Source organism: Brevibacterium siliguriense (assembly GCF_900105315.1).
Classification (GTDB): domain Bacteria; phylum Actinomycetota; class Actinomycetes; order Actinomycetales; family Brevibacteriaceae; genus Brevibacterium; species Brevibacterium siliguriense.
Genome location: NZ_LT629766.1, coordinates 1,027,371 through 1,039,425 on the forward strand (window position 1 = coordinate 1,027,371; position 12,055 = coordinate 1,039,425).

Annotated in this window: 8 protein-coding genes; 7 read left to right on the forward strand and 1 reads right to left on the reverse strand. The window is 63.6% G+C overall.

Annotated features, from left to right (window positions below):
• Positions 1-81 precede the first annotated feature (81 nt).
• Positions 82-3,741 (forward strand): efflux RND transporter permease subunit, encoded by a 3,660-nt coding sequence (locus tag BLU88_RS04460; protein ID WP_092017163.1) that lies wholly within the window; start codon positions 82-84, stop codon positions 3,739-3,741.
• Between the two features lie 79 nt (positions 3,742-3,820).
• Here BLU88_RS04460 and BLU88_RS04465 read toward each other — a convergent pair whose 3' ends face one another.
• Positions 3,821-4,561, reverse strand: a complete 741-nt coding sequence (locus BLU88_RS04465; RefSeq protein WP_231939582.1) for a FadR/GntR family transcriptional regulator — start codon at positions 4,559-4,561, stop codon at positions 3,821-3,823.
• 298 nt (positions 4,562-4,859) lie between these two features.
• Between BLU88_RS04465 and BLU88_RS04470 the strand changes: the two genes are divergently transcribed.
• The 6 genes from BLU88_RS04470 (at position 4,860) to BLU88_RS04495 (ending at position 11,742) form a co-directional block, all read left to right on the forward strand.
• A complete protein-coding gene (locus tag BLU88_RS04470) occupies positions 4,860-6,548 on the forward strand; it encodes an L-lactate permease (protein ID WP_092010443.1) in 1,689 nt (562 codons plus the stop codon).
• Positions 6,549-6,643: 95 nt separating this feature from the next.
• Entirely contained in the window at positions 6,644-7,912 is a 1,269-nt protein-coding gene (locus tag BLU88_RS04475) for an alpha-hydroxy acid oxidase (RefSeq protein ID WP_092010446.1), read from the forward strand.
• Between the two features lie 179 nt (positions 7,913-8,091).
• Positions 8,092-9,111, forward strand: a complete 1,020-nt coding sequence (locus BLU88_RS04480; RefSeq protein ID WP_231939583.1) for an ABC transporter substrate-binding protein — start codon at positions 8,092-8,094, stop codon at positions 9,109-9,111.
• A 196-nt stretch (positions 9,112-9,307) separates the two neighbouring features.
• The gene (locus BLU88_RS04485; RefSeq protein ID WP_092017167.1) at positions 9,308-10,510 is read left to right on the forward strand and encodes an aminotransferase-like domain-containing protein; all 1,203 of its coding nucleotides are present in this window, start codon (positions 9,308-9,310) and stop codon (positions 10,508-10,510) included.
• Between the two features lie 513 nt (positions 10,511-11,023).
• Entirely contained in the window at positions 11,024-11,371 is a 348-nt protein-coding gene (locus BLU88_RS04490) for a PadR family transcriptional regulator (protein WP_092010449.1), read from the forward strand.
• Between the two features lie 2 nt (positions 11,372-11,373).
• Positions 11,374-11,742, forward strand: a complete 369-nt coding sequence (locus tag BLU88_RS04495) for a DUF1048 domain-containing protein (protein WP_092010452.1) — start codon at positions 11,374-11,376, stop codon at positions 11,740-11,742.
• Positions 11,743-12,055 lie beyond the last annotated feature (313 nt).

The window sequence follows — 12,055 nt, forward strand, 5'->3', positions numbered from 1 at the left end:
GGCGCTGCGCTTGGAAGACTGAATGGAGCGCCCTGCTCACACCCCCGAAAGCGGAGGAACCCCGTGCACCTGATCACCCGGATGAGTCTGAAGAACCGCCTCATCGTCGGATTGCTCACCCTCGTGATCGCCGTCTTCGGCATCGTCGCGACCACCTCACTCAACCAGGAGACGATGCCCTCGGTCGACCTGCCTGGCACTTCGGTGCAGGCCACAGTCCCCGGCGCCTCACCGGAGGTGATCGAGGAGACTGTGACGAAGCCTCTCGAGACCACGCTCGACGGGGTCGGAGAGCTCGAATCGGTGACCACCTCCACCTCGTCGGGGATGATGACCGCCGAGGTGACTTGGCCGTTCGGCAAGGACTCCGAAGAGATGACCGACGCTGTCCGCTCGGCCGTCGACGGAGTGAAGTCCGACCTGCCCGCCGATGCGGAAGCCGAGGTGCTGTCGTATCAGATGGATGAGGTTCCGGTGACGATGTTCGCCGTCTCCGGCGGAGACTCTGCCACCCTCGGCGACCGTCTCGAGACCGACCTCGTTCCCGAACTCCGCGCTCTCGACGGAGTCTCGAACGTCGAGGTCACCGGCCAAGACGAGCAGAGAGTCTCCATCACGTTCCGCCCCGAGGATGTAGCGGAGAAGAACGTCGTCGAATCCTCTGTTCCCGATGAGCTCGAAGCCGCCGGCACTGTCGTTCCCGCTGGCCAGAGCTCACAGGGAGACACATCGATGGCCGTCGAGGTCGGCACGGAGGTCGACGCCGTCGAGCAGATCGAGAAGACTCCGCTGCGCACCTCGGACGGAACCGTGCTGCTGAGCGAGGTCGCCGACGTCGACCTCGACTCGGTCGAGAAGACCTCCCTGTCCCGCGCCGACGGCCAGGACTCCGTGACCGTGTCGGTGACCAAGGACCAGGACGCCAATGTCGTCGACGTCTCTCACAAGGTCGCCGACACCCTTGACAAGGTCGGCCCGAAGCTCGGCGACGACACGCAATTCTCGACGATCTTCGATCAGGCTCCGGAGATCGAGAAGTCGATCCACGACCTCTCCGTCGAAGGCGGTCTCGGCCTGATCTTCGCGATCTTCGTCATCCTCGCCTTCCTCGGCTCCTTCCGCTCGACCATCGTCGCCGCGATCTCGATCCCGATGTCGCTGCTCATTGCGATGATCGGCCTCATGGTCGGCGACTACACGCTCAACATCCTCACCTTGGGCGCCCTGACGATCGCCGTCGGCCGCGTCGTCGACGACTCCATCGTCGTCATCGAGAACATTCGCCGGCGCCAGGGCACGAGCGATCTGACAGTCGAGGACATCGTGGCCAGCGTCAAGCAGGTTGCCGGTGCCATCACTTCCTCGACCCTGACCACTGTCGCCGTGTTCCTGCCCATCGCCTTCGTCGACGGCATCGCCGGACAGCTCTTCCGGCCCTTCTCCGTCACCGTCAGCCTGGCGCTGTTGGCTTCACTCATCGTGGCGCTGACGATCGTCCCCGTGTTCAGCTACTGGGTCCTGCGCCGCAGCCCCAAACCGCTCTCGCCCAAACGACAAGCCGCCACCGACCGGAGCTATGAGCAGTGGGCCGCCAAGCAGCACCGCCGCTCGGTGGCCCGTGCCGAACGTCGTCAGAAGACGATCGAGAAGAAGAACGCCAAGCGCGTGGCCAAGGGCAAGGACCCACTGCCGGACGCGACTGTCGAACCCGTCGTCGCTCCCGCGCCCGGAGGTGGTGAGGCTTCCGGCAGGGTCGATCGTCTCCAGCAGCGCAGCCTGCCGGCGATCGTCTCCGCCCTGCACCATCCCTGGCGGACTATTGCCTACTCCGTTGTCATCTTCATCGTCACGATGATGTGCGCGACCTTCCTCAAGACGGACCTGCTCGGTTCGGCAGGGCAGAACTCGGTGTACATCACCCAGACCCTGCCTGCGGGTGCCTCGCTCGAAGCCAGTGACAAGGCTGCGAATCGCGTGGAGGCCGTGCTCGGTGATGACCCGGACGTCGAGACCTATTCGACGACGGTCAACGGACCGGAATCGGGAGCGGAGAACCAGTTCAACGTCACCCTGGCCGAGGACTCCGAGGCCGATATCGCAACGAACCGCCTCCGCACCCAACTCGACGACTTGGGGAAGGACGCGGGTGAAATCGACGTCCAAGATGCCGGCGGCTCCGTCAGCGAGGATGTCGAGATCACCCTCTCGGGTACCGACCTGGGTGCCCTGAGGAAGGCCGCCGACGAGGTCACCTCGACGATGACGGACACCGACGGAGTCCAGTCCGCCCGCAACGACCTCGCCGCCGACCAGCCGGTCATCGAAGTCGACGTCGACCGGGAGAAAGCAGCGGACTACGGTTTCAGCCAGGCCGAGGTCGGGCAGGCCATCGCCGCAGCCCTCCATGGCGTCGAGGCCGGAACCATCACCCTCAATGGCCAGGAGCGCGACATCACTCTCGCTCCGACGCACCCGGATGCGACCCCAGACGAGATCCGTGCCCTCGAACTTCCCGTCACCGAGGTGCAGACGCAGAACGCCCAGGAAGACGCGACGGACCGGGTCGAGGAGAAGACAGATGCCCGCGCCGAGGAGGCCGAGCGCAAGGCCGCAGAAGAATCAGCCGAGCAGCTCGAATCCGCCCGCGAAGCCCGAGACAACGCGGCCGACCAGCTCGAACAGGCGAGGAAGGCTCTGCGCGACGCCGAGAATCCGCCGCCGGCACCGAGCCCCGGTGACATGGCAGCCGATCAGGTGGAGCAGGCCCGCGAAGGCGTCGAGCAGGCAGAAAAGGGACTGAAGGAAGCCAACGACGCCATCGATGACCTTATCGACAGTCAGCGTGAACAGGAGCAGAGCCAGGCGGAGGAACAGGCTCTCGCCGATGAGCAGGCTGCCATCCCCGACATCAAGGGCGAGCCGATCACCGTCGACGAGATCGCGGAGGTGAAGAAGACCGAGACGCCGGCCACGATCGACCGTGCCGACGGAGACCGGAAGGTCACCGTGTTCGCAACCCCGTCCAGCGGCCAGTTGGAGGCGGTCACCGCCGCGGCGACCGACCTGACGGAGACCATGGATCTGCCCGACGGAGTCAGCTTCGACGTCGGCGGCGCCAGCCAGGAGCAGGCCGAATCCTTCGGCCAACTCGGCATGGCGATGGCCGTAGCGATCGTGCTCGTGTTCCTCGTGATGATCGCGACCTTCCGCAGCTTCGTCCAGCCGCTCATCCTGCTGGTGGCGATCCCGTTCGCCGCGACCGGAGCCGTGCTGCTCCTGCTGGCGACTGGCACACCTCTGGGCATCCCCTCGCTCATCGGTCTGCTCATGCTCATCGGCATCGTCGTGACGAACGCCATCGTGCTCATCGACCTCATCAACAAACTGCGTGAGGACGGACTGGAGCTCATGGACGCGATCGTCCACGGCACCAGGCTGCGCCTGCGCCCGATCCTCATGACCGCGGCTGCGACGATCTTCGCTCTCGTGCCGATGTCGCTCGGGCTCACCGGCGGGGGAGTCTTCATCTCGCAGCCCCTGGCGATCGTCGTCATCGGCGGACTCACCTCATCGACGGTGCTCACGCTCGTCCTCGTCCCCGCCCTCTACCTCCTCGTCGAACGGCGCAAGGAGACCCGGGCGGCGCTCAAGGAAGAGAAACGCGCCAGGAAACGCGCGGAGAACCAAGCGAGGATCGAAGAGGAGGTCACCGAGGTGGCACTGCGGTCCGACGAGAACTGACCACCCCTGCTACCTGACGGCGGCTCAGCAACCTCGCGCGAGGTTGCTGAGCCGCCGTCAGGTAGTAATTGAGGGTGGGTCAGGCTTCGGTGAGACCAGGCAGCGCCGAGGCGGCGAAGCGGATGTGCTCCTCGGTGATGCGAGCCGCGTCCTCCGCCCGGCCGTCGACGATGGCCTCCGAGATCAGATGGTGCTGCTCCTGCAGCTTCGCCATCAGCGCCTGCTGGTCGTCGACGCGGCTGAACGAGGAGAAGATCGATTTCCGCAGGGAGGTGCGGATGGCCCCGGTGAGATCGGAGAACAGCTGATTTCCGGCCGCCTGCGCGATGGCGACGTGGAACGCCGTGTCCGCGTCGTTGAAGACGTCGATGCTGATCCCGGGAGTGTCCATCATCGCGAGCTGAGCATTGATGGCGGCCAGCGAATCCTTGTCGGCGCGGGTGGCTGCGAGGATCGAGCTCGAGCGTTCGAGTTGGATTCGCGTCTCCGTCACCTCGTCGATGCTGAAGTTCGCCAGGGCGACGTGGAGGCGGAGGAAGCGGGTGAGCGCGGCCGAGGGCATCGCGGCGATGAAGGTGCCCGCACCGCGGCCCGACCCGCCCGATGAGCGGACGACGCCGAGACTCTCGAGCACCCGCAGGGCCTCGCGGACGCTGGCCCGGCTGACGCCGAGCTTCGTCGCGAGATCGCGTTCGGCGGGCAGCGGATCTCCGACAGTGAGCGAGCCGGCCATGATCTGATCTTCGATGGCGTCGATGACGAGCTCATAAGTGCTCGGCCGGGTCACGGGCTTCCACATTGTGCCCTTGTCCTCGCTCATGGTCTCCTCCATCGAATCATCATGTCATGTCTCTTCTCGCAACACCGCTGCGCCGTTGAACCCACCATCGAATTTCCACACCGGCCGGCGGGAGTCCTGGCATGACGAGCCAGGGCACGGCCGCCTCGGCGAGGATCTCCCCAACGAGTGCTTGACGCAGATCACATTGCGATCCTATGGTCAGAATAATGGTCTGACCTCATAAAGGCCATACTGAACAATTCGATCATTCGAGTTCGGAGCGCGTTCACAGGGGAATGGACCCGATGTGGGCACGCCCGGCCGTGTTGGAGAAGCCATGTACACACCCGAAATCGCGCCGGTGGCCGACAGCCTGCTCTGGTCGTCTCTGCTGGCGATCCTGCCGCTGCTGACGATCTTCGTCACCCTCGGCGCATTGAAGTGGAAGGCCCACTGGGCCGGACTGACCGCTGTCGGCGTCGCCCTCATCGTCGCGATCGCCGCCTATGGAATGCCTGTCGGGCTCGCCGCGCTGTCGGCGACGCAGGGGTTCGCCTTCGGGCTGTTCCCGATCATGTGGATCGTCATCACCGCGATCTGGCTCTACGAACTCACTGTGCGTTCGGGGCACTTCGAAGACCTGCGGCTGGTCATCAACGTCATCTCCGATGACCCGCGCATCCAGGCCATCATCATCGCCTTCTGCTTCGGCGGCCTCCTCGAGGCGCTCGCCGGATTCGGTGCCCCCGTGGCGATCACCGGCGTCATGTTGGTCGCGGTCGGCTTCACAGCCATGCGCGCCGCGGTCGTCGTCCTCGTGGCCAACACGGCACCCGTCGCCTTCGGGGCCATCGCCATTCCGATCATCACGGCCGGCACCCTGACGGGAATCGACTACCAGGACATCGGCGCCATGGTCGGCCACCAGACCCCGTTCCTGGCCGCGATCGTTCCGCTCTTCCTCGTCATGCTCGTCGACGGTCGTCGCGGACTCCGTCAGATCTGGCCCCTGGCGCTGGTCGTCGGCATCGTCTTCGGCGCCGCTCAGTATGTGTCCTCGAACTTCCTCTCCGTCGAACTCACCGATATCATCGCCTCCCTCGTCGGACTCGCCGCCGTCGTCATCATGCTCCGATTCTGGAAGCCGAAGGGAGGACAGGATGCGCTCGACCGCATGGCTGATGAGCGCGAGCACGAAGGCGCCGACGCCCCTGATGCCGGAGGCGCCTCCGCGGCCGTGGCCATCGATGTGAAGAAAGAGACCGCGCCGCTGACCAGATCCCGAGTGTTCCTCGCGCTCTTTCCCTATCTGCTCGTCATCGTCATCTTCTCCGTGGCGAAGCTGGTACCGGCGCTCAACACTTGGCTGGCATCCACCGATGTGAAGATTCCGTGGCCGGGCCTGGATGGGAACATCCTCAACTCGGCGGGCGAGGTATCGACGAGCACGGTCTATAACTTCCAATGGCTGTCCTCGCCGGGAACGCTGCTGCTCATCTCCGGCATCATCGTCGCCATCGTCTACAAGATGTCGGCGAGAGACGCGGTCGATGTCTTCATCGTCAACGTCGTGAAGATGAAGTTCTCGATCCTCACGGTCGGTTCGGTGCTCGCCCTGGCCTATGTCATGAATCTGTCGGGTCAGACGATCACGATCGGCACCTGGATTGCGGGCACCGGAGCCTTCTTCGCGTTCCTCTCACCGATCCTCGGATGGCTGGGTACTGCTGTCACGGGATCGGACACCTCGGCGAACGCGCTGTTCGCCACGTTGCAGCAGACCGCTGCGCACGAGGCCGGACTCAACCCGCTGCTGCTCGTCGGAGCCAACAGCTCCGGTGGCGTCCTCGGCAAGATGGTCAGCCCGCAGAACCTCACGATCGCAGCCACGGCCGTTGGACTCCTCGGCAGGGAGGCGTCGATCTTCCGCCGTGTCATCGGCTGGTCACTGGGGCTGCTGGTCGTCATGTGTCTGCTGGTCGGACTCCAGTCGACGGTGCTGTCCTGGATGGTGCCATCCCACTGAGTGCTCCAGGGCGCCATTGCGGCGACTGGACCGTCCGTACCGGCCATCTCTCACCAACCATTTCTCAATCACCGCCTGACAAAGGAGCGATACACATGGTCAAGAGGCAGATTCCTCAGCCGTCCGAGATCTTCGAGCTGATGAAGTTCAAGAAGTTCGAACTCGACCCGAAGAAACGCCGCTTGGAGAACGCGCTGACGATCGAGGACCTGCGGAAGATCGCGAAGCGCCGGACCCCGGCCGCGGCGTTCGACTACACGGACGGCGCAGCCGAGGGCGAGATCTCGATGGAGCGTTCGGTTCAGTCCTTCCGTGATATCGAGTTCCACCCTTCGATCCTCAAAGACGTCACGAACGTCGACACCTCGACCCAGATCATGGGCGGCAGCTCGGCCATGCCCTTCGGCATTGCCCCCACCGGCTTCACCCGGCTGATGCAGACCGAAGGTGAGACCGCCGGTGCAGGTGCCGCCGGGGCTGCGGGAATCCCGTTCACCCTCTCGACGCTGGGCACGACCTCTATCGAAGACGTCAAGAAGGCCAATCCGCATGGTCGCAATTGGTTCCAGCTCTACGTGATGAAGCAGCGCGATATCTCCTATGGGCTCGTTGAGCGCGCGAAGAATGCCGGCTTCGACACATTGTTCTTCACCGTCGACGCTCCCGTGGCCGGTGCTCGTCTGCGGGATACGCGCAACGGCTTCTCGATTCCGCCGCAGCTGACTCCGCAGACGATTCTCAACGCGATCCCGCGTCCTTGGTGGTGGTGGGACTTCCTGACCACCCCGAAGCTCGAGTTCGCTTCCCTGTCGGAGACCGGCGGTACGGTCGGTGAGCTGCTCGACTCGGCGATGGATCCCTCCATCGATTTCGATGACCTCGCCGAAATCCGCGCCATGTGGCCCGGCAAATTCTCCGTCAAGGGCGTGCAGACGCTCGAGGACGCGAAGAAGCTCGCCGACCTCGGCGTCGATTCGATCGTCCTGTCCAACCACGGCGGACGTCAGCTCGACCGGGCCCCCGTTCCCTTCGAGCTGCTGCCCGAGGTGGCTCGTGAGATCGGCAAGGAAGTGGAGATCATCATCGACACCGGCATCCGCAACGGCGCCGACATCGTTGCTTCGCTGGCGCTGGGTGCGGACTTCACGCTCATCGGCCGCGCCTATCTCTTCGGTCTCATGGCCGGCGGTCGAGCAGGAGTGGACCGGACGATCGAGATCCTCGGCGAGCAGGTCGAGCGCACCATGCGCCTGCTCCAGGTTGCCGACGTCGCCGAACTCAATCCCTCGCACGTGACACAGCTGCGTCAGGTCAGCCGCGACGAGCGCGCGGAGATCATCGGCTCCCGCTCTGCGAAGGGCTGATTCGCCGAGGCGGCTGACCGCGGGTCATGAAATGCACCGTCATCGAGTCGGCGCAGACGCGCGCAATCGCTCAGGCGCATGGGTCCAGGTTCGAACCTGGACCCATGCGCCTCTGTCGTATCGATGTGACAGGAACGTATGCCAGAGGGGCGAGTTAGGGTAGGCTCAGCTTTGTGAAAATGAGCATTCAGCACCGCGCGACAACGCTCGCGGCCTCAATCATGACCATCGCCCTCCTGGCCACCGGCTGCGCAGCCGAGGACAAGAAGTCCGGGGGAGAGACCGGGAACAAGGATGTCGCCACAGGCGGCGAGTCGTTCGGCACAGCCGATGAGGAGACTGCGAAGCTCGGCAGCGATGCCGAGCCCGGCGAGTTCCCGCGCACTGTCACTCATGCCAACGGCACCACCGAGATCGAGAAGAAGCCCGAACGCGTCGTCGTCCTCGACACCGGCGAACTCGATGATGTCCTGTCTCTGGGCATCACGCCTGTCGGCATGGTCACCACCGAAGGCGCCAATCCCGTCCCGAGCTACCTCGAGGACCAGGTCGAAGGAGTCGAGACCGTCGGTACCATTCAGGAGCTCGACCTCGAGAAGATCGCCTCGCTCGAGCCCGACCTCATCCTCGGCAGCCAGCTGCGCGCCGACAAGCTCTACGATGAACTCGACTCGATCGCTCCGACCGTCTTCTCCATTCGTCCCGGGTTCCCGTGGAAGGAGAACTTCCGCCTCGTCGGTGAGGCGATGGGGATGGAAGACGAAGCGACGAACGAACTCGAGGACTACGCTCGCGAAGCCGGAGAGCTCAAAGACTCCGTCGACGGAGATCCGACGATTTCTCTCGTGCGCTTCATGCCCGATCGGCTGCGACTGTATGCCAACCAGTCCCTGATCGGTGTCATCCTCCACGACGCGGGGTTCAAGCGCCCGAAGATTCAGGATGTCGACGAGCTCGCCGTCGAGATCTCCCCGGAGAACCTCGACCAGGCCGGCGGAGACTATGTCTTCTACACCAGCTACGGTGACCCCGAGGCAACGGGGGAGACGAAGGCTCTCGAATCGAGCCAATGGGAGGGACTCGACGCAGTCAAGGACGGCAAGGCCATCCGCGTCAACGACGATGTCTGGTTCCTCGGCCTCGGGCCCACCGGTGCCGCCCAGATCCTCGAGGATCTGGGGGACCACCTCGGCGAGTGAGGCGTCATCGAGCTGTTTCCCCGTCGGTGCGGCGAATCGGGCGACCGCGGCCCCAACTGAGCCCGGCAGAGTCCGGGCCGGGTTAGGCTTCGAACTGGTGGGCTGTGATTGCGTCGTGCTCGTGAACAGTTGCCAGAAGCCACCTCAGTTCAGTAGGAGAGGAACTCATCGTATGGACATCGACTACGCCCGGAGAATGTCAAGTGTGCGCCCTTCGGCCATCCGAGATCTGCTCAAGCACGGAGACGATTCGGAGCTCATCTCCTTCGGCGGTGGCTACCCTGACCAGGCGCTGTTTCCGTTCGACGAGCTCCGTGCTGTGTATTCCGAACTTCTGTGCCGCGAACACGGTTCTGTCCTGCAGTACACCGCATCCGATGGATTGGTGCGTCTGCGGGAGCAGGTGGCGGATCGGATGTCTGCTGACGGGACGCCGGCGGACGCCGATGAGATCCTCATCCTCAACGGAGGCCAACAGGGAATCGAGCTCGTAGCGAAGCTTCTCATCGACCCTGGTGACACAATCATAGTGGAAGACCCGACGTTCGTCGGCGCACTGATAGCGTTCGCGCCGTTCGAACCGTCCTACGCAACCGTGCGTCTGGACGACCACGGTATGGACACCGACCACCTCGCTGCAGTGCTCAAAGCAGGTCCGGGAGCGAAGCTGCTGTACACAGTGCCCGACTTCCATAACCCTACGGGAGTCTCGATGAGCCTCGAGCGGCGCCGTCGGCTCATCGAACTAGCGAACGAGCACAATCTGATCATCCTTGAGGACACGCCCTATCGAGAACTGCGCTATGAAGGACCGCGGTTGCCGACCTTGCGCAGTCTCGACACTCAGGGGAGGGTGATCCATCTGAACAGCTTCTCCAAGATCCTTGCCCCTGGCCTCCGGCTGGGATGGCTGACTGCGAGTGGAGAGCTTCGGGAGAAGCTGGCACTGCTCAAGCTCGCCGCCGACACTCAATCGGGGACACTTTCGATGGCGGCAGTCGCCTCCTACCTGACCCGATTCGACATCGGTGCCCACGTCGCGGGGCTCAGGCTCGCCTACCGCCAGAAACGAGACGTCATGCTCGAAGCGATCGGACGAGAGTTCCCTGCCGACATCCAGTTCACTCGGCCCGAGGGCGGACTCTTCACGTGGCTGACCTTTCCTGAGGGATTCGACTCTGCCCGGTTCGCTGCGGACACGGCGCTTCCCAAGGCGAAAGTCGCTTATGTTCCCGGAGCGACATTCTTCGCCGATGAGCAGCATCATAACCATGCCCGAATCAACTTCACGGGTGTCACCGATGAACAGATCAACGACGGTATAGGCCGTCTGGGAGCGGAGCTGAGAGCGGTTCTTGCTCAGAGACCCATCGGCGTACGGGGTACGGGGCTGCGGTAGATGCACGATGGACCGGAAGACCACCCGGACATCAGGGTGTCGTCACGTCTTTCACCTCTGAAGCGGAGAATCTGCAGGGCGCTTCGCGAAAGGACGAGCACGAGTCTTCCTCCCGAGTGAAAGCGCTATCCCTTGCCCCGCCCGTCGCAGATGGACCCGAGGGCTGCGTCGACCGGAGGGCACGATAAGACACCAGCGAGAGCAGCGACAATGCTGCCCAGGGCAGTGGTCCCGTCGCTGGGCTTCGCTTCGAGCGAGCTTGCACATCCATATCCATTCGTCATTGGCGTTTTGGAGAGTGTGCGACTGCTCACGGAGGGTCGCCTCCTGACAAAGAGCCTGCCTCGCTATTTTCACACGAGCTGTGTGAACGGGCCACCTGTCTGGCCCTCGACCCACCATTTTTACCACATGCGCTTCGGCCGAAGTCGTTCTGTAGTCAGTGTTGCTATCTAGCGGTACTTGGCTTACTATGTACCAGTAGTCAGTAATAATGAGTAGGAGGGTGGTCGGATGGGCAGGCAGGCAACCGAGATGCTCAAGGGCACGCTGGAGGGCATCGTGCTGGCGATCCTGGCCGGCCGGTCAGCGTATGGATACGAGATCACCAGTTGGCTGCGCGAGCAGGGCTTCGCCGACATTGCGGAGGGCACCGTTTATGCCCTGCTGGTGCGGATCGAGCAGCGCAGTCTGGTCGACGTGGAGAAGGTTCCCTCGGAGAAGGGCCCGCCGCGCAAAGTCTACTCGCTCAACGCTGACGGTCAGGAGTCTCTCAAGGAGTTCTGGAGGACTTGGAGTTTCCTCGCAGAACGGATCGACCGGCTCCACGACCAAATCAACCACCAAGAAAAGGGAGAGTAACCATGGCCGCACGTTGGATCGAGACGATCATCGGCTCATTTGAGGACAAGAAGCGCTGGCGTGCGTACAAGGTGCGGGTCCAGCAGCTGCCACCGGGATACCGTACGGCTGTTGAGGGGATCGAGCGATACCTGATGGTCACCGGCCCCGCTGACGGTGACTACCTGTTGGACATGACTGACGACCTTGCTGATCTGTTCGAGGCGGCTGCGGCCGATGGCACGCCGGTCCGTGAGGTCGTCGGCGATGACCCAGCGGAGTTCGTCGACACGTTCAAGTCAAACTATGGGCTTCCTGGCTGGATGGGCAAGGAGCAGCGTCGGCTCGCCGACGCGATCCAACGCGCCGAGGGCGAGGAGGAATCACGATGACCACCACGGTGCAGAACCAAGTCAGAAGGCGACAGCTTTGACATGGATCCGAGGCTCGAAGTGAGCACGGCCAAAGCGCTGATCGAATCGACCGCCAAATGTGTGCCCTCCGCCTGGAGCAGAGCCACCCCTGGCGGCGAAGGTCCCCGCGCTGGTCAATCCCGTCAAGGAATCGCTCGGCCTCGTCTCCCGGTCGGACAGCGACGAGGGCCGCACTGCTCCAGACTCTGAGCTCGTCAATCACATTCACCCACAGCGTGACGGCGTGCTGGAGCAAACAGGTTCGGCATTCGACCACGGAACCGAGGAGGTG